We start from the raw sequence: 17,444 nt of genomic DNA, 5'->3' as shown, positions 1-17,444 counted from the left end.
AAGAACAAGGGGAGAAGGAAATGCCGAAGGTGTTGTCGCCTGCGCAAATCGAAGGCTTTTGGAAAGATGGATATGTCGCTCCCATCCGCGCGATATCGACCGAGCAAGCGGCTTCGATCCGCGCGAAGCTTGAGGCGTTCGAGCGAACCATCGGCGGTCCGCTCAGCGGGTCGCTGCGCGGACGGAGCCATCTATTGTTCACCTGGCTGAGCGACTTGATCCGCGAAGAGCGGATCGTCGATGCGATCGAGGATCTCTACGGCGAGAATATCCTGTGTTGGGCGAGCAGTTTCTTCATCAAGGAAGCGGAGGACCCGTCATTCGTGTCATGGCACCAGGACTCCACCTATTGGGGCCTGTCGAGCCCGGATGTCGTCACCGCATGGGTTGCGCTGTCGGAGAGCAACAAGGCGAACGGCGCCCTGGAAGTCGTGCCCGGCACGCATCTGCAGGATCAGATCCCGCATCGCGATACGTTCTCCAAGAACAACATGCTCACGCGCGGACAGGAGGTTGCGGTAGAGGTCGATCCGAAAATGGCGGTCATGCTCGAACTCGAGCCGGGCGAAATGTCGTTGCACCATGTGCGCCTGATCCACGGCTCGGCGCCCAATCCGTCGAAGCGTCGCCGCATCGGCTTTGCGATCCGCTACATGCCAACATCGGTGCGCCAGGTTGAAGGGGAAGACAGTGCCTCGCTGGTGCGTGGCGTCGATACTTACCGGACTTTCGAGCACGAACCGATTCCAAGCCGCGACATGGATCCTGTGGCGGTCGAGTTTCATCGCAAGCAGCACGAACGTTCGGTGAAGATCCTCTATAAGGGCGTGAAGGTGCCGGCATAGATGCACCCTCCCGTGCAGCCCGGCTGGATCGATGCGCCGCACGGCCGGCTGAACCTGCCTCGTCTCGTGCTGGAGAGCGGTGAAGCGATCGAGGACTTCGAGCTGTCCTATGCCGTCCATGGCGACATCGATGATCGTTCGCTTCCGGTCATCGTCGCCCTCTGCGCCATCGGAAGCAGCCACCACCGGCTTGATTTCCTGATCGGGGAGGGCCGGGCGCTCGATCCCGGCCGGGCCAGGATCTTCGCGATCGATGCAATCGGCAACGGCCTGAGCAGCTCACCGTCACTGTCGCGCAGGCAGCCGCGCCTGAACTTCCCCCGCTTCACCATCCGCGACATGGTGAACAGCCAGAAGCTGCTGATGCAGCATCTCGGCATCGAAACCGTCGATCTCGTGATCGGCGCCTCGATGGGCGGGATGCAGGCGCTGCAATGGGCGGTTTCCTATCCCGATATTGTGCGGCAGGTCGTGGCCATGACGCCGATGGCGAAGACGACCGCCTGGTCGGGCGCCGTCAACCATGCCGCGCGGCTTGCCCTGCAAAGCCATGCGGCGGATCCGGATATATGTCCGGACCAGCTTCCGAACCGCTGGGAAAGCTGGAGCGCGGTCATGCAGCTTCTCGGCGCGCGGACGCCGCAGCATATTGACAGGCAGTTCAGCGGTCCTGATGAGATCAGGCGCTGGTTGTCGGATCGTACGCGGCTTTGGCTGGAGCAGGGGTTCGATCCGCTTGATTGGATCTATCAGTCGTTCGCGTATGACGGCCATGATGTCGGCGATACGCCGGGCTTTCGGGGAGATACCATCGCCGCGCTGCGATCGATCTGGGCGCGGACGCTGATCGCGATCCCGCCGCTGGATCTCTACAATCCGACGGAAGCCGGCCGCTGGGCGGCGCGGCACATCGCCGATTGCGAATTGGTGGAGGTGATGTCGGATTCCGGCCACCAGGTTGCCAGTGCAACCGATCCAGCCGCCGCCTCCGAGCTGAACCGGCGGATAGCTGCCTTCCTGCGATGAAGGTATATCTTCGCGAAGCGCTGTTCGCCGGTTAAGTTCCGGCGAAGTCTGCAACCAGACGTTGGGAACATGAAAGCGTCACCGCAAGCCGCCGCTGCTGCCGAAGCATTCGAGAAGACGTCGATGCAACGGGATGCATTTCTGTTGCTCAAGGACATGATCGAGCAGGGGCGGATTCGGCCCGGTGAGAAATTGCTGGAAGTGCAGGTCGCCAAAGCATTCGGCATCAGCCGTTCACCCGCCAGACATGCGTTGCGGGCGCTGTGCGAGGCGAAGATCGTCCATCCATTGGAGGGGCGGGGTTATCAGGTCGCCGGCCGTCCGAAGGCTGAGCATGTCGGACAGATCGCCTCGCTTGGCGAATCGCGGATCGCTCCATTGCCGCAATGGGAACGGGTTTACAAGAAGGTCGAGCAGGAACTCTGGATTCGCGTGCTGTTCGGATCGCTCAGGATTACCGAAGCGGCGTTAGCTGACTTCTTCAATGTCAGCCGCACCGTCGCCCGCGATGTCCTTGCCCGCATGCACAGCGTGGGGATGGTCGGAAAGGACGGGCTCGGCCATTGGATTGCGCCGCATGTGTCGTCGGACAAGATCCGCGAACTGTTCGAGATGCGTGCGATCCTCGAGCCGGAGGCGCTGATGCGCGCCGCGCCGCTGGCGCCAGCTGCGGAACTCGGACGCATGCATGCCGACCTGCGGCGTGCGATATCAAACGGTCCGGTCGAAATCGGACCAGTCGGGCAACTCGAAACTGACCTCCACATCAATCTGCTGGACCATTGTCCCAACCGCGAGATCGTCAAGGCGCTGCAGAGAACGCATATCCTGTTTGTGCCGAGCCTTTATCTGCTCGACTCCAGCCTGAGCGTTCCGCAGGGGACCATGCACGATGCCCTGGAGGAGCATCTCGCGATCGTCGAGCAGCTCCGTCGCGACAATGTCAGCAAGGCCGCCAGATTGTTGCGCGAGCATCAGGGCTCCGCAGCAACACGCTGGCTCGAGCGTTTCGAGATTTTTTCGAAGGCGGACCGGTCGCCGCTGCCGCCTTATCTGTCTCCGTTCAAGGATACGGGTTCGAGCTGATCCGCACACTATTCCGCCGTCCGTGCTCGCAGCCGCTGCGCGTAGACATTGATGACGAGCGCGGCGAGCAGGATCAGGCCGCGGATCAGGATTTTCAGGAAGCTGTCGATATTGACGTGGTCGAGGCCGTTGTTGAGCACGCCCAGCACGAACAGGCCGACAATGGTGTTGCCGATGCCGCCGCGGCCGCCGAACAGGCTGGTGCCGCCGACCACCACAGCGGCGATCGAATCGAGCAGGTAGGTGTCGAATTCGTTCTGCTGGGCGCTGCCGAAATGCGCGACGCCGAGCATGCCGGCGATGCCGGAGCAGACTGCTGAGATCACCATCACGCTGCCCAGGATCAGCTTGACGTTGAGCCCGGAATATTCCGCCGCTTCGCGATTGCCGCCGACCATGTAGACGTAGCGGCCGAAGCGGGTGTAGGTGAGCACCAGGTGGCCGGCGAGCAGCATCACCGCCGCGACGATCACGATCCATGGAATGCCGCCGATGGATCCGGATCCGAGCGTCGCGACCAGGTCGGGCACCTTGTAGGCGATCTGGCCGCGCACCAGCAGCGCCGAGATGCCGGCCGCGATCTGCATCATCGCCAGCGTCATGATGAAGGAGGGGATGCCGATCACGGTCAGCCCCAGGGCATTGACGAGGCCGAGCAGTGCGCAGAGCGCCAATGACAGCATGATCGCCGCCCAGCCCGGCAACGGTACATTGGCGATGTTCACATAGGATTCCTGCAGCGTGAAATAGGCAACGGCAATGCCGGTGACGTTGGCGATGGCGGCGATCGAGAGATCGATCTCGGCGCACAGGATCACGAAGGTCAGGCCGACGGCGATGATGCCGGTGACGGAGACTTGCGTCAGGATGTTGCCGAGATTGTCGAGGGTCGCGAAGGAGGGGCTCGCGATTGCGAAGAACCCGCTCAGGCAGATCAGTGTCAGGAACGGCGCGATGTTGCGCATCTGCGAGCGCAGGATCGCAGTCGCGTTGCGCTGTCCGCCGCGATGCACCGTTGCAGTCACCCCTTCGCTGCTTGCCATGCTGTTCTCCGTTAGGCCGCCTCGAGCAGGCGGTCCTTGCTGACCACCTCACCCGCAAATTCGCGCACCACCGCGCCGCGTTTCATGACGATGATGCGATCGGCAAGCGACAACACCGTCTCCGGTTCGGTCGAGAGCACGATGACGGCGAGCCCTTTGGCGCTGAGCTCGCGGACGATGTTGATGACATCGTTCTTGGCGCCGACATCCATGCCGCGGGTCGGCTCACACAGCACCAGCACCCGCGGCGGATAGCTCAGCCACTTTGCCAGCGCCACCTTCTGCTGATTGCCGCCCGAGAGCATCCCGAGGTCGAGCTCAACCGCCGCCGGGCGGATCTGCAATTGCTCGACCTGCCGGGCGGCAATCGAGCGCTCGCGCGACGGCTTGAGCAGAAGTGCAGATATACGGTCGAGCACGCTGATCGAGATGTTCTTGTAGACCGGCTCCTGGTGAAACAGCATCGCGCGTCGGCTCTCGGGGACAAAGGCGATTCCGGCGCGCCGGGCCGCGGCCGTGCTGCGGAAGGCTGTGCGGTTGTCGTCGATGACCACCGTGCCGCTGTCGGGCTTGATCTTGCCAAACAGGACGCGCGCCAATTCCAACTGGCCGCATCCCATGAAGCCGTAGATGCCGAGCACTTCGCCGGCGCGCACGTCGAACGAGACGTCCTGGACGCTGCGGGCGAGCGACAGTGCGTCGGCTTTCAAGACCACTGGACGGTCACCGCGCGGCGGCAGCGTGATGTCATGCGCATAGGTCTCTTCCAGCGCCTCGCGGCCCTTGCCGATCATCGCTTCGATCAGTGCGGCCTTGCTGGTCGCGGCGGCTTCGGTTTCGTGGACCTTCCGCCCATTGCGGAACACCGTCACGGTGTCGGAAATGCGCAGGATGTCCTCGATGAAATGGGAGATGAAGACGATGCCGGTGCCCTCGTCGCGCAGCCGTCGCAAAGTCGCGAACAACCGCTCGACCTCGGGCGGGGAGAGCGCCGAGGTTGGCTCGTCCAGGATGACGATGCGGGCGCCGGAGAATAGCACGCGCGCGATCTCGATCAGTTGCTGCAGGCCGATCGGCAGATCGCCCAGCCGCGTCATCGGATCGACGTCGATGCCGAAACGCGCAAGCTGCTCGCCCGCCTCGCGCGCCATTCTCCGCCACTGAACGATACCGAAACGGTTGGTCGGCTGCGCCCCGAGAAAGACGTTCTCGGCAACGGAAAGATCGGGCGCGACGCTGAGTTCCTGATGCACCATGGCGACACCGGCTGCATGCGCATCGCTCGCCCTGCGGAAACGGGTCTGGCGTCCGTCGAGTACGAAGCGGCCGGAGAATTCCGGATGCACGCCGGCGATGATTTTCATCAGCGTGCTCTTTCCAGCGCCGTTTTCGCCGACGAGACCGTGGATCTCGCCGGCGTAAAGCGCGAAGTCGACCCCACGAAGCGCTTCGACACCGCCGAAAGCCTTCGTGATCTCCTTCAATTCGAGGATCGGTGAGCGTCCCTGTGGCATGCGGGCGGCTCAGATCAGAAAATGATCCTCCATCCATTGCATGCCAGCGGCATTGGCTTTGGTTACCACCGGACCGTCGGTCACCACGCTCTTTGGAATGCCCTGTCCGCTCTTCTCGCCCGCGGTCACCGCGGCGACGCCCGCGATGATGGCGCCGCCGTGGATGCGGCACGATGGATTACGGACGGTCGCGAACATGCGGCCTTCGCTCACCGCCTGGATCGCCGGTGGCATGGCGTCGACCCCGCCGATCAGGATGTTGGTGCGGTTGCGCGCCTTCATGATGTTGTAGGCGGCGAGCGCCATGTCGTCATTGTGGAAGAAGGCGGCGTCGATCTGCGGGTATTTGGTGAGATAGGTCTCCCACAGACGCGCGGTCTTGGAGACATCCCAATCGGCCGGCTGGGTGTCGAGCACCTCGATGTTCGGATACTGCTTCACGACTGCGTTGAAGCCCTTGGCGCGGCCCTGCGCGCCGGTATGGCCGAGTGCGCCTTGCGTCATGATGATCTTGCCCTTGCCGCCGATGGCGTTGACGAGCGCCTGCGTCACCGAGGACCCCATGAATTCATTGTCCGGGGCGAGGAAGGAATGGACGTTGATCTGATCGAGCGGAGCGATCAGCGTATCCATGTCGATGACGGGAATGCCGGCGTCAATCATCTTCTGCACCGGCTGGGTCAGCGTGCCGATGCCGAACGCCTGGATGGCGACGAAGTCCCATTTTTGCGACGCCATATTGTCGATCGCGGCGCGCTGCTTGACCGCATCGAGCTGGCCGTCGAACCATGTGACCTCGACGTTGAAGAGCTTGCCCCAATATTCGGCCGCCTGTTTGCCTTGCGCGCACCAGGTGGCCTGCAGGCCGGCGTTGGAGAATGCAGCCTTCAGCGGTTTCTCGGAACGTCCCACTTCCGCCGCGAGCGCGGGGCTCACGCCAATCCCGCCGAGCAGCGCGGCTGCTGCGCCGCCGGCTGCCGCCGTCTGAAGAAGATCGCGCCTGGTCCTTGAAGATGTGTCCTTCGTTGGCATCGCACGCTCCCTGATGTCTGTTCTTGGCGCCGTCGGCGTCTGTTGCGCGCGCCGCGGATCAGGGAAAGTCTGTCACAATCGGAGCGTTCATGCCAACGGTTCCGATTCCGCGGCTGCTAAAGCGAGACGACGCTTCTTCGAATCGTCGTCCCGCTTTAGCTCTTTGTTTGAGCATGATCTGTTCGGAAAACCGGTACCCACTTTTCCGGATCATGCTTTAGCGACATCCGGCATCACGATCGTTTCGATGTCGCGCAGCAGTTTTTGCCACGCAGCATCGATCTCGGCTGTCCACTCCACACCAAGAATTTCCTGGAGCGTGCCCGCGATCACGGCGAAGAACGCGACGAATAAATCTCGGGGCGTGCCGTAAGCATCGTGCGAGGCGACCTCGCATTCGATCATCCGGAAGTTGCCGCGCCGCTCGCCGGCGAAATCGAGAATCGCTTCGATCGTCAGCGCCAGCATCGAGCCTTTGACGAGCTCACTGCCTTCGGTGCGAAACATTGCGACGGTTTCGGGATGCGCTTCGAACAAGCGACGATAGATCAGCGGTGTCAGATCATCGCAGCGCGCCGCCGCAAGTTCGAAGCTGCGCTCGATCGGATTTGCCGATGACATGATCAGCGATCGCGATGGCCCAAAGAAAAAAGAGCAGGGCTCCTAGCCCTGCTCGAGGAATTGTGTCGACCCTATTTCCCCAAAAATTCGGATTTGATCTTGATTGATGGGGTGACGCTGCTTCTGCGCGCCGGGCTCCTCCCGAGACTTGGACCACCAGACCGTCCGCCCTGTGGCTGGCCTGAGCCTGAATTGGTAGACCATCTTTTTTGTTTTGTCATCAATTTCAGCAACGATTGTTCAAAATTCGAGCAATTTGCGAAATGATTGGGATTTCGCCACTATCGGTTGTAAATCCGCGTTTAAGACCCGTCACGGGGTACGAAAGTAGGGGGTAAGAGGGTGCCGATCCGGACCCGATTATTCCTTGTGCCGGGACAAAAAGGCGGCGTTTCGGCTCTCGACTCCGGCCCGGCGCAGTGATTACTTCCGCCATCGGATGGGTTTTGCGATGCGCCGGCGGCTGAAGAATTTTCTGCCCGTTTTCCTGATTGCGCTGATGGTGCAAATCTTTGCGCCGATCGCGGCCTGTTGGGCGGCCGGAATCGCCGCCTCCGATCCGCTGGCCGCCGCCATCATCTGCCATGACAACAGCGCCGCTTCCGGCGAAACCGACCCGGGCGGGCCGCACGTCCGCGACGGCTGCTGCTCGATCTGTAATGTGCTGCAGACCGGCACTCCGGTCGATCCACCCGAGATGACCGCCGGCGTTATCGAGCGGTCGCCCGAACAGGTGGCATGGCTCGATTTCGTCTCCCGTCTGGCGGATGTCCGGGCACGCTCCCACGCGCAGGCGCGCGCCCCACCATCGATTTCCTGACTGCCGTTCGCTGCCGGTTAGGCCTTCGCTGCGCCGGTTGACGTCGTCCATCAAGCCGGCCGCAGAGCCGGTGTCAGGAATTTCTCAATGTTACGCCTCGCTTACCTGAGCGGTGCCGGCACAATGGTGCTCGGTGCCATGCTCGCCACCGATCCATCACCGGCTACGGCGCAAACCGCCTTGCCGCCGGTCAACGTGGAGGCTCCCCGAGAAGCCCGCGCCAAGCCGGCGAAACCGAAGCCGGCGGGACGCACGCTCGCCGCCCGGCCGCGGGTGACGCCGCCAAGGACCACCGCCATCCCGACCGTCGTGGTGCAGCGCGACGTCACGCCCACGGTTCTGCGCGACGGGCTGAACCAGGCTCCCAGTGGCCAAACTCAAACCACCGTCGACCGCAGTCAGTTCGACAATCGGCCGGCGTTTTCGGTCGGAGACGTGCTGCGAGAGAGCCCCGGCATCTCGATCAAGCAGGGCAACGGGCCGCGCGACGTCGGCATTTCGATCCGCGGATCGAATGCCCGCAACGGCTTCGGGATTCGCAACCTCGTCATCTTCGAGGACGGTTTTCCGGTCACCCAGCCGGACGGACTGTCGCGCAGCGACCTGATCGATCCGCACGCCTATGGCGCGATCGACGTGATCCGTGGACCGTCCTCGGCGCTCTACGGCAACTACGCAACCGGCGGCGCGCTGAATTTCCGGACGCGGCCGGGCGGTACGATCGACGGTGTCGAATACGGCGTCGACGGCGGCAGCTTCGGTTACCTGAACAACTATCTGGCTGCGGGCAAGAAGGTCGGCAATTTCGAGGGCTCGCTGTTTGCGAGCGATGCGCGCGGCGACGGTTACATCACCAATAGCTGGTTCAACACCCAGACGGTGAATTTCCTCGGCACGCTGCAGGCCACGCCCGATGACCGCTTCACCGTCAAGTTCATCAACAACGACTTGAGCGCGCGGCTGCCGATCCGGCTGTCGTTGAATCAATATGACCAAAACCCGTTCCAGCGGGGCTGCGTCACCGGAGCCACGGCCGCGCTTGGCTGCGCAACGGTGCCGCTGTTCAACAATGGCTTCAACGCAGCGGGAGGAATCGACAGGGAGACTGCGCTGCAGGCAGGCCTCGGTCGCAACGATCGCCGCACCATCGTCGGCGGCCGCTGGGAGCACGATTTCGACAACCAGACCACCTGGCGCAACCAGTTCGTGTTCGACGACCGCAACATCAACCAGCCCACCGGGGCGACCAGCGCGATCGGCGACTTCCCGTCCTACAATTATATGAGCGACGTCACGCGGCGCGGCGAGATCCTTGGCATGGAATCGACCACCTATTTCGGGGGTTGGTACAACACGCTCGTCGCCTCCAGCGACACGCGCAATGTCGCGCCGGGCGGCAATGCCACGCTCGGCGCGCTATCCAGCAATCTCTATAGCGATACATCCAACTACGGCGTTCGCGCGCGCCAGGAACTCAAGCTCAACCCGCAGCTCACGGCGATTGCGGGCATTGGCTGGGAAACGACCAACCTCAAGGGAAGGAACACGGCGTACACTTATACGGGGCCGATACCGATCACGACGACGATGGTGACGACCGCCGATCGGCAATTCCAGAACACCGCGCCGGAGCTTGCGCTTCTCTACCGGCTGAACAGCGAGTGGCAATTCCGCGGCAGGGTGGCGACCGGCTACGGGACGCCGCAGGTCAGCAATCTCTTCGTGCTGCCGAACGGCCAGAACGGCAACAATACAGGGCTGCAGGCCCAGAAAAATCTCGGCTATGATCTGGGCTTCGACTGGACACCGAACAGCGCGCTCAGGCTGAGCGCCACCGGTTTCTACGAGTTCTTCAAGGACGAACTGGTGACGCAGGCAACGCCGGTCGGAGCACCCAATGCGAGCTATACGTTCAATGCACCGCGATCCGAGCATCGCGGCGTGGAGCTTGCCGTCGACTGGCGTTTCTATTCGGGCTGGCGGCTGACGGCGGCCTACACCTATCTCGATGAGATCTACACGGAGTACATCGAGAACATCACCAATGGTGCGGTGTTCGGCTTCAACCGCGCGGGCAACAAGATCCCGGGCATCTCGCCGAACGAGTTGACCGCACGGCTTTCCTACGACCAGTTGTCTGGGCCGCTGCGAGGGCTCGGCGCGTTCGTGGAAGTGCAGTGGAAGGACTCCTTCTACATGGACAACGCCAACCTCCTGAAGGCGCCCGGCTATGAGCTGGTCAACCTCAATGTCCACTATGGCACCGACCTGGTCTCGGACTACTTCAAGGCGGTCAACTTCTACCTCGAGGTGCGGAACGTCTTTGACCGCACATATGTGGCTTCCGCCAACAACATTGGTGACACGGTAACGGCGGCGGGCATTCAAAACCCCGCGAGCGTGCTGGCCAACACCACCGGCTCGATCTATGCCGGAGCGCCAAGAACGTTTGTGGCCGGCATGAAACTAGCGTTCGCGTTGTCATGAGGGATCTCAGAGCTATCCTTGGCGCTGCTGCCATGGCGGCGGTCTCCACGCTTTGGCACGGCGGTGCATTCGCGCAGATGAACCATCAGCACGCATCGGAAGCCGCGTGCGAGGAAACGCTCCTGCGCTGTGCAAGCAAGGTCACGCCCGCGTTCGGTGCCGACGGCACGCTTTGGCTGGTGTGGATGGCCGGCGGCCAGATCTCCGTTGCAAGTTCGAAGGACGACGGAAAGACCTTCTCCTCGCCGGTACAGGTCACGCGCGAGAGCTTAAATCTGGATTGGGGACCGGACGCCCGTCCGAAGATCGCCATCGATGGCAAGGGACGGATTGTGCTGGCGTTCTCGATCTTCAGGGACAAGGCCTTCAACGGTCAGGTGCTCGCGACGCAATCGACCGATGGCGGCAAGAGCTTTGCTCCGTTGCGCCCGATCACCGCTGATAACGAGAGCCAGCGCTTCGAGGCCATTGCCTTGGAGCCTGATGGCACCGCGTTCGCGGCCTGGCTCGACAAGCGCAACCGCGTGCCGGCGCGGCAGAACGGCAAGCCCTATGATGGCGCGGGCCTGTTCTTCGCGACATCGAAGGACGGCGGTTCGACTTACTCCGACGCGCAGCTCGTCGCCGACAACACCTGCGAATGTTGTCGCCTCGGCCTGGCCCTGGATGGTAGCGGCCGCCCGGTCATCGTATTCAGGAACATCTTTGAAGGCGGTGTCCGCGATCATGCTGTCGTCACCTTCGCAGATCCGGTATCGCCGGGAGAGGTCCATCGCGTCAGCCGGGATGACTGGCAGATCGCGGCCTGTCCGCACCACGGACCGAGCCTGTCAATCTCGCCGAATGGAACCTATCATGTCGCCTGGTACACGAACGGCAAGGCGCGCAAGGGGCTCTTCTATGCGCGCTCGACCGACGGCGGAAAAACCTTCTCGAATCCGCTGCCGATCGGCGAGCCCAGCCGAAGCCCGTCGCGGCCGCAGGTCATCGCCGGACCGGAAGGGCTTGTGATGGTCTGGAAGGAGTTCGACGGCGAGAAGACCGAGGTGAAGCTGATGACGTCACAAGATGATGGAGCGACCTGGTCGACATCCAGGGTGATCGCCAGCACGACCGACAATTCCGACCATCCGCTGCTCGTCTCGGACAGCCGGAGAGTCTATCTCTCCTGGATGACGAAGGCCGATGGATATCGTTTCCAACCAATCGAGAGACAGCCATGAAACGCGAACTGCTTGCCGCAGCATTTCTGTTGGGGACGCTTTCCGCCGCAGCAACCGCGGATGACGCCGAGCTCAAGTCATTCGAACGCGGAAGCTGGCAGCAAATTCTGCGTTCACACGCCGGTCGTCCGACCCTGGTTCATTTCTGGGGCGTGACCTGTGGTCCGTGCAAGGTCGAGTTGCCCCAGCTCGGCAAGTTCATGAAGGACCATCCTGGAATCGATGTGGTCACGATCAGTGCGGACCTGGTGCCCAACCTCCCGGAGGCGACGCAATCGATGCTGCAGAAAGCCGGGCTCTCCGCGGCCGAGAACTGGATGTTCAGCGATGGCTTTGCCGATCGGCTGCGATTTGAAATCGATCCGGCCTGGCAGGGCGATATTCCGCGCACGATGCTGATCGCGCGCGGCGGCGCAGTCACCACCATCGAGGGAGCGGCCGAGATGCCGGAGCTCGACAAATGGGCACAAGGACAGGCCGCGACGACGGGATCAAGATAACAAGTCAATCTGAAATACGGGATAGAACAACATGAAGAAACTCTCTTCCATCATTGCGCTCGCTCCTCTGCTGGCCGTCTTGTTCGGTGCCCCGGCGCAGGCCGAAGACATCAAGGCCGGCGATCTCGTCATCAGCCAGGCCTGGAGCCGGGCGACGCCGAGCGGCGCGAAGGTCGCTGGCGGCTATCTCACGATCGAGAACAAGGGCTCGTCACCGGACCGGCTGGTGGGGGCCTCCGGCGACATCGCCGGCAAGCTCGAGGTGCACGAGATGGCGACGGAGAACGGCGTGATGAAGATGCGGCCGCTGGACAAGGGCCTCGCGATCGAGCCCGGCAAGACCGTGAAGCTCGCGCCCGGCGGCTATCATCTGATGATGTTCGACCTGAAGCAGCCGCTGAAGCAGGGCGACAAGGTGCCGGTCACGCTCGAATTCGAGAAGGCGGGCAAGGTGACGCTGTCGCTCGATGTGCAGGCCGTCGGCGCACAGGCGCCGGGCGGCGATCAGGGCGGCCACATGGAAATGAAGAAGTCGCACGATCATTCCGGCAGCAAGTGAGGCAATGGAGCCGTGGGGTGGGCCAGATTTAGTGTGAACGGCTGGTAAGGTTCGCTTTACCCACCCCCGGCGATCTCATTACAAATCGGCGCAACGCCCGCAAATCGGCTTATTTGGCGGCTTTTTCGCAATTGCCGGCCTTGTGTTTTCGCACCCGATCCGGTTTCACTGCGTTTCTCTTGCCTCCTCAACTGATTCCTGAGTGCGCCCATGCGATTGTCGCGGTTTTTCCTGCCTATCCTGAAAGAAAACCCGAAAGAGGCGGAGATCGTCTCGCATCGCCTGATGCTGCGCGCCGGCATGATCCGGCAGGAGGCCGCGGGCATCTATGCCTGGCTGCCGCTCGGCTTCAAGGTCCTGCAGAAGATCGAGCAGATCGTGCGCGAGGAGCAGGACCGCGCCGGCGCGCTGGAACTGATGATGCCGACCCTGCAACTCGCCGACCTCTGGCGCGAGAGCGGCCGGTACGATGCCTACGGTCCGGAAATGCTGCGCATCACCGACCGCCACAAGCGCGAGCTGCTTTACGGGCCGACCAACGAGGAAATGATCACGGAAATCTTCCGTGCCTATGTGAAGTCGTACAAGAGCCTGCCGCTCAATCTCTACCACATCCAGTGGAAGTTCCGTGACGAGCAGCGCCCGCGCTTCGGGGTGATGCGCGGCCGCGAGTTCCTGATGAAGGACGCCTATTCCTTCGATCTCGACGAGGCCGGCGCGCGGCGCGCCTACAACAAGATGTTCGTGGCTTACCTGCGCACGTTCGCGCGGATGGGGCTGAAGGCGATCCCGATGCGCGCCGAAACCGGGCCGATCGGCGGCGACTTGAGCCATGAATTCATCGTGCTGGCGGAGACCGGCGAGTCCGGCGTGTTCTGCAACAGCGACGTGCTCGATTTGCCGATTCCACCCGATGACGTCGACTACGACGGCGACCTCACCCCGATCATCAAGCAGTGGACCTCAGTCTATGCCGCGACCGAGGACGTCCATGACGCTGCGCGCTTCGAAAGTGAGGTGCCGGCGGAGAAGCGGGTCAACACCCGTGGCATCGAGGTCGGCCAGATCTTCTATTTCGGCACCAAATATTCCGACACCATGAAGGCGCTGGTCGCGGGTCCCGATGGCGCGGAAGTGCCGATCCATGGCGGCTCCTATGGCGTCGGGGTCTCGCGGCTGGTCGGCGCCATCATCGAGGCTTGCCACGATGATGCCGGCATCAAATGGCCGGAGGCGGTTGCGCCGTTCAAGGCGGCGATCCTGAACCTGAAGCAGGGCGATGCCGCCGTTGATGCGGCCTGCGAAAAGCTCTACGCGGATTTGAAGGCCAAGGGCGTCGACGTGCTCTATGACGATACTGATCAGCGCGCCGGCGCGAAATTCGCCGCCGCCGACCTGATCGGCATCCCCTGGCAGGTCCTGGTCGGCCCGAAAGGCCTCGCCGAAGGCAAGGTTGAGATCAAACGGCGCAGCGACGGCACGCGCGAAAACCTCACGCTCGACGACGCGCTTGTGAAGATCGCGGGGTAGCGTTTATCCACCGCAACCGCGTGCGGTTGGCCAGTCCGGCCACATTTGGCCCCGAATCATGGGATTATCGACACATGGATGAGGCCATGACCGAAAAAGTCCGCACCCCGCCTTTCGCGCCCTTCGAGTGGCTGCTGTCCGGACGTTACCTGCGGGCGCGTCGCAGGGAGGGTTTCATTTCCGTCATTGCCGGCTTTTCCTTTCTCGGCATCATGCTCGGCGTCGCCACGCTGATCGTGGTGATGGCCGTGATGAACGGCTTCCGCAAGGAATTGCTCGACAAGATCCTCGGCCTCAATGGCCATCTCCTGGTCCAGCCGCTGGAATCGCCACTCACCGACTGGAAGGATGTCGCCGAGCGCATCAGCCAGGTGCAGGGCGTCCGGCTTGCGGCGCCGGTGGTGGACGGCCAGGCGCTGGCGTCCTCCGCCTTCAATGCCTCCGGCGTGCTCGTGCGCGGCATGCGGGCGGAAGATCTGAACAACCTGTTCTCGATCGCGAAGAACATCAAGCAGGGCAGCCTCGAGAATTTCGACGAAGCGCAGGGGGTCGCGATCGGCCGCCGCCTGGCCGATCAACTATCGCTGCATGCTGGCGACAGCATCACCCTGGTGGCCCCGCGCGGTGCGGTGACGCCGATGGGGACGACGCCGCGCATCAAGCCTTACAAGATCGCGGCGGTGTTCGAGATCGGCATGTCCGAATATGACTCGGGTTTCGTGTTCATGCCGCTTGCGGAATCGCAGGCCTATTTCAACCGCAACAACGACGTCACCGCGATCGAGATATTCACCACCAATCCCGATCGCATCGACACATTTCGCAAGACCGTGACGGAAGCCGCGGGACGGCCAGTGTTCCTGGTCGACTGGCGGCAGCGCAACTCGACCTTCTTCAACGCGCTGCAGGTCGAGCGCAACGTGATGTTCCTGATCCTGACCATGATCGTATTGGTCGCGGCGCTCAACATCGTCTCCGGCCTGATCATGCTGGTAAAGGACAAGGGACAGGACATTGCGATCCTGCGCACGATGGGCGCCTCGCAAGGATCGATCATGCGCATCTTCCTGATCACGGGCGCCTCGATCGGTGTCGTGGGCACCATCGTCGGCTTCCTCGTGGGCATGCTGATCTGCATGAACATCGAATCGATCCGGCAATTCCTGTCCTGGCTCACCAGCACCGAATTGTTCGACCCGACGCTCTACTTCCTGTCGAAGCTGCCGGCCGAGATCGATTTCGGCGAAACCACGGCCGTCGTCATCATGGCGCTGACGCTGTCGTTCCTGGCGACGCTTTATCCGTCGTGGCGGGCCGCGCGGCTCGATCCCGTCGAAGCGCTGCGCTACGAATGAGGGCTGAGATGGCGGAGGGGGCGCAAGATGTGCCGGTCATCTATCTCCACGACATCAAGCGCCAGTACCGGCAGGGTGAGGCGACGCTGACGATTCTCGACGGCGCCAAGCTCGCGCTGTGGCCGGGACAGTCCGTGGCGCTGGTGGCCCCGTCCGGCTCGGGCAAATCGACGCTCCTGCACATCGCGGGTCTGCTCGAGACCCCCGACGACGGCGAAGTCTACGTCGGAGGCACGCCGACGTCGCAAATGTCGGATATCGACCGCACCCAGATTCGCCGCACCGATATCGGCTTCGTCTACCAGTCGCACCGGCTATTGCCGGAATTCTCCGCGCTGGAGAACGTGATGCTGCCGCAGATGATCCGCGGCCTCAAACGCTCCGAGACCGTGAAACGCTCGACCGAGATATTGTCCTATCTTGGTCTCGGAGACCGTATCAAGCATCGGCCGGCCGAGCTTTCCGGCGGTGAGCAGCAGCGGGTCGCCATTGCGCGGGCAGTTGCGAACGCGCCACGGGCGCTGCTGGCCGACGAGCCGACCGGCAACCTTGATCCGCAGACTGCTGACCACGTCTTCAACGCGCTGATGCAACTGGTGAAGGCGACGCGGGTTGCGATGCTGATCGCGACCCACAACATGGACCTTGCCGCCCGGATGGACCGCCGCGTGTCGCTGGCGAACGGGCAGGTGGTCGAGCTTGATTAGAGCACGTTTCTCCTCGCGACGAACGCGAAGCGTTTCCGCGGAGATCATGCTTAAACAAAGGTCTCTCAGTAGACCCGGCGATATCGTTTGTGACGCCGCGGTGACGAGTTGACATACGCGTTGGCCGCGTAAGGATGAGGGTAGGCGTTGGCCGCGTAAGGATTGATCACGCACTGGGCCGCCCGGCCCGACGCGGACATCGCGCATTGGGGCAGCGAGGTGTAGCTGCAGTCGTAATAGGTGACGGGGCCGTAGACATGCAGGCAGACCGGATAATTCGGGTCATAAGTCTGCGCGCGGGCGGATGACGCCGCCGCGACCGCGCCAAGCGTCAGGATCGCCAACATCGGAATGCGCATCGGTTCCTCCCGCGTCAGGACGACTATTCCGTCCTCCCATCGCTAACCCCGCTCGGAACAGAGTATTCGCGGGCGGGACCGTCAAGTCACGTTCCCGCGCCGATCATATGGTCTTCGCGGAGCGGACGTGCACCCCGACTCAATCGTTGAAAGGCTCGAAGAAGGGGATTGCGGGCGGGGGCGGCGGCAGAGGCCGGCGCGAAGCCCGCGGACCGTTGCCGCCGCCGGCATAGAAGGGATTGGGTACGCACCACAGGAAGCGCCCGGACGCCGTTGCCTGGCACTGCTCATAGCTGGTGAAGGTGCAGTTGCTGAGCCCGGGCTGTTCGTTCCCCTGGATACAGAATGGATAGCGCGTGCCGACCGCTGCGGCCGGCGCGGTTCCAAGGGCGCCGATCGCGGCGGCCGCGGACAAAACCAGGATTACGTTGCGCATCTCTTCTCCTTGATCGCAGCTCGTCGCTCGTTCGCTCGTCACCCGATCCAAGCCGTACAACCGAGAGGACGTCAAACAAATATGCAACACAAGGAGTGTGGCGAAGGCCGAACTGTGAATTTTTTGTGGCAGGGGGACGGTACGATCTTCGGAGGCTAAGTGTAAGTAATACAACATTAACTCACGTTTTCGTCAGAATCGTTTCGCCGTATCTGTTGCAGCCAAGTTACAGCAATTTTGAGGAACCCTGTTTATTGAGGCGCGTGAAGGCCGTGGGGTCGTCACATCTGGAACGGGAAAT

At 62.4% G+C, this 17,444-nt stretch carries 17 protein-coding genes; 11 read left to right on the top strand and 6 right to left on the bottom strand.

Annotated features, from left to right (window positions below; genetic code table 11):
• Positions 1-20 precede the first annotated feature (20 nt).
• The 3 genes from ACZIRK_RS26800 to ACZIRK_RS26790 all read left to right on the top strand — a co-directional run bounded on the left by ACZIRK_RS26800 (position 21) and on the right by ACZIRK_RS26790 (position 2,957).
• On the top strand, positions 21-845 hold the full coding sequence (locus ACZIRK_RS26800) for a phytanoyl-CoA dioxygenase family protein (protein ID WP_130226884.1): 825 nt from the start codon (positions 21-23) through the stop codon (positions 843-845).
• Positions 846-1,871, top strand: coding sequence for an alpha/beta fold hydrolase (locus ACZIRK_RS26795; RefSeq protein WP_463328392.1), 1,026 nt, complete (start codon positions 846-848; stop codon positions 1,869-1,871).
• Positions 1,872-1,994: 123 nt separating this feature from the next.
• Complete coding sequence (locus ACZIRK_RS26790; RefSeq protein ID WP_463328391.1) at positions 1,995-2,957, top strand: GntR family transcriptional regulator; 963 nt, start codon at positions 1,995-1,997, stop codon at positions 2,955-2,957.
• An 8-nt stretch (positions 2,958-2,965) separates the two neighbouring features.
• Here ACZIRK_RS26790 and ACZIRK_RS26785 read toward each other — a convergent pair whose 3' ends face one another.
• From ACZIRK_RS26785 to ACZIRK_RS26770, 4 genes are all read right to left on the bottom strand, one after another.
• Positions 2,966-4,000 (bottom strand): ABC transporter permease, encoded by a 1,035-nt coding sequence (locus tag ACZIRK_RS26785; RefSeq protein WP_245474784.1) that lies wholly within the window; start codon positions 3,998-4,000, stop codon positions 2,966-2,968.
• Between the two features lie 11 nt (positions 4,001-4,011).
• A complete protein-coding gene (locus tag ACZIRK_RS26780; RefSeq protein WP_130226887.1) occupies positions 4,012-5,514 on the bottom strand; it encodes a sugar ABC transporter ATP-binding protein in 1,503 nt (500 codons plus the stop codon).
• A 9-nt stretch (positions 5,515-5,523) separates the two neighbouring features.
• Positions 5,524-6,546, bottom strand: a complete 1,023-nt coding sequence (locus tag ACZIRK_RS26775; protein WP_130226888.1) for a sugar ABC transporter substrate-binding protein — start codon at positions 6,544-6,546, stop codon at positions 5,524-5,526.
• Between the two features lie 210 nt (positions 6,547-6,756).
• Entirely contained in the window at positions 6,757-7,167 is a 411-nt protein-coding gene (locus ACZIRK_RS26770; RefSeq protein WP_463328390.1) for a globin, read from the bottom strand.
• Between the two features lie 451 nt (positions 7,168-7,618).
• On the opposite strand from ACZIRK_RS26770, the gene ACZIRK_RS26765 reads away from it, so the two are divergent.
• The 8 genes from ACZIRK_RS26765 to ACZIRK_RS26730 all read left to right on the top strand — a co-directional run bounded on the left by ACZIRK_RS26765 (position 7,619) and on the right by ACZIRK_RS26730 (position 16,348).
• A complete protein-coding gene (locus ACZIRK_RS26765; protein ID WP_130226890.1) occupies positions 7,619-7,987 on the top strand; it encodes a DUF2946 domain-containing protein in 369 nt (122 codons plus the stop codon).
• Between the two features lie 87 nt (positions 7,988-8,074).
• Positions 8,075-10,474: a TonB-dependent receptor family protein gene (locus tag ACZIRK_RS26760; protein WP_463328389.1), complete on the top strand. Its 2,400-nt coding sequence runs from the start codon at positions 8,075-8,077 to the stop codon at positions 10,472-10,474.
• 32 nt (positions 10,475-10,506) lie between these two features.
• The gene (locus tag ACZIRK_RS26755; RefSeq protein WP_130226901.1) at positions 10,507-11,697 is read left to right on the top strand and encodes a sialidase/neuraminidase family protein; all 1,191 of its coding nucleotides are present in this window, start codon (positions 10,507-10,509) and stop codon (positions 11,695-11,697) included.
• Positions 11,694-12,197, top strand: coding sequence for a TlpA family protein disulfide reductase (locus ACZIRK_RS26750; protein ID WP_028162769.1), 504 nt, complete (start codon positions 11,694-11,696; stop codon positions 12,195-12,197). The genes ACZIRK_RS26755 and ACZIRK_RS26750 overlap by 4 nt, the downstream gene beginning before the upstream one ends.
• A gap of 31 nt (positions 12,198-12,228) precedes the next feature.
• Positions 12,229-12,756: a copper chaperone PCu(A)C gene (locus tag ACZIRK_RS26745; protein ID WP_130226892.1), complete on the top strand. Its 528-nt coding sequence runs from the start codon at positions 12,229-12,231 to the stop codon at positions 12,754-12,756.
• 210 nt (positions 12,757-12,966) lie between these two features.
• Entirely contained in the window at positions 12,967-14,286 is a 1,320-nt protein-coding gene (gene proS, locus ACZIRK_RS26740) for a proline--tRNA ligase (protein ID WP_130226893.1), read from the top strand.
• 74 nt (positions 14,287-14,360) lie between these two features.
• Positions 14,361-15,641 (top strand): lipoprotein-releasing ABC transporter permease subunit, encoded by a 1,281-nt coding sequence (locus ACZIRK_RS26735; RefSeq protein ID WP_130226894.1) that lies wholly within the window; start codon positions 14,361-14,363, stop codon positions 15,639-15,641.
• Positions 15,642-15,649: 8 nt separating this feature from the next.
• Positions 15,650-16,348 (top strand): ABC transporter ATP-binding protein, encoded by a 699-nt coding sequence (locus ACZIRK_RS26730; protein WP_028162765.1) that lies wholly within the window; start codon positions 15,650-15,652, stop codon positions 16,346-16,348.
• Between the two features lie 65 nt (positions 16,349-16,413).
• Here ACZIRK_RS26730 and ACZIRK_RS26725 read toward each other — a convergent pair whose 3' ends face one another.
• A complete protein-coding gene (locus ACZIRK_RS26725; protein ID WP_130226895.1) occupies positions 16,414-16,707 on the bottom strand; it encodes a DUF3551 domain-containing protein in 294 nt (97 codons plus the stop codon).
• A 139-nt stretch (positions 16,708-16,846) separates the two neighbouring features.
• The gene (locus ACZIRK_RS26720; RefSeq protein ID WP_130226896.1) at positions 16,847-17,143 is read right to left on the bottom strand and encodes a DUF3551 domain-containing protein; all 297 of its coding nucleotides are present in this window, start codon (positions 17,141-17,143) and stop codon (positions 16,847-16,849) included.
• Positions 17,144-17,444 lie beyond the last annotated feature (301 nt).

This window comes from Bradyrhizobium sp. Leo114, from assembly GCF_055229415.2.
Note: the sequence above shows the minus strand (reverse complement) of the source record. Positions and strands in the feature narration are given on the sequence as shown.

Excerpts from the sequence above, each read along its gene's own strand:
- ACZIRK_RS26765 (WP_130226890.1), top strand. The coding sequence starts at position 7,619 with ATGCGCCGGCGGCTGAAGAATTTTCTGCCCGTTTTCCTGATTGCGCTG.
- proS (WP_130226893.1), top strand. The coding sequence starts at position 12,967 with ATGCGATTGTCGCGGTTTTTCCTGCCTATCCTGAAAGAAAACCCGAAA.
- ACZIRK_RS26735 (WP_130226894.1), top strand. The coding sequence starts at position 14,361 with ATGGATGAGGCCATGACCGAAAAAGTCCGCACCCCGCCTTTCGCGCCC.
- ACZIRK_RS26780 (WP_130226887.1), bottom strand. The coding sequence starts at position 5,514 with ATGCCACAGGGACGCTCACCGATCCTCGAATTGAAGGAGATCACGAAG.
- ACZIRK_RS26755 (WP_130226901.1), top strand. The coding sequence starts at position 10,507 with ATGGCGGCGGTCTCCACGCTTTGGCACGGCGGTGCATTCGCGCAGATG.
- ACZIRK_RS26800 (WP_130226884.1), top strand. The coding sequence starts at position 21 with ATGCCGAAGGTGTTGTCGCCTGCGCAAATCGAAGGCTTTTGGAAAGAT.
- ACZIRK_RS26750 (WP_028162769.1), top strand. The coding sequence starts at position 11,694 with ATGAAACGCGAACTGCTTGCCGCAGCATTTCTGTTGGGGACGCTTTCC.
- ACZIRK_RS26775 (WP_130226888.1), bottom strand. The coding sequence starts at position 6,546 with ATGCCAACGAAGGACACATCTTCAAGGACCAGGCGCGATCTTCTTCAG.
- ACZIRK_RS26790 (WP_463328391.1), top strand. The coding sequence starts at position 1,995 with ATGCAACGGGATGCATTTCTGTTGCTCAAGGACATGATCGAGCAGGGG.
- ACZIRK_RS26745 (WP_130226892.1), top strand. The coding sequence starts at position 12,229 with ATGAAGAAACTCTCTTCCATCATTGCGCTCGCTCCTCTGCTGGCCGTC.
- ACZIRK_RS26720 (WP_130226896.1), bottom strand. The coding sequence starts at position 17,143 with ATGCGCAACGTAATCCTGGTTTTGTCCGCGGCCGCCGCGATCGGCGCC.
- ACZIRK_RS26760 (WP_463328389.1), top strand. The coding sequence starts at position 8,075 with ATGTTACGCCTCGCTTACCTGAGCGGTGCCGGCACAATGGTGCTCGGT.
- ACZIRK_RS26785 (WP_245474784.1), bottom strand. The coding sequence starts at position 4,000 with ATGGCAAGCAGCGAAGGGGTGACTGCAACGGTGCATCGCGGCGGACAG.
- ACZIRK_RS26725 (WP_130226895.1), bottom strand. The coding sequence starts at position 16,707 with ATGCGCATTCCGATGTTGGCGATCCTGACGCTTGGCGCGGTCGCGGCG.
- ACZIRK_RS26770 (WP_463328390.1), bottom strand. The coding sequence starts at position 7,167 with ATGTCATCGGCAAATCCGATCGAGCGCAGCTTCGAACTTGCGGCGGCG.
- ACZIRK_RS26730 (WP_028162765.1), top strand. The coding sequence starts at position 15,650 with ATGGCGGAGGGGGCGCAAGATGTGCCGGTCATCTATCTCCACGACATC.
- ACZIRK_RS26795 (WP_463328392.1), top strand. The coding sequence starts at position 846 with ATGCACCCTCCCGTGCAGCCCGGCTGGATCGATGCGCCGCACGGCCGG.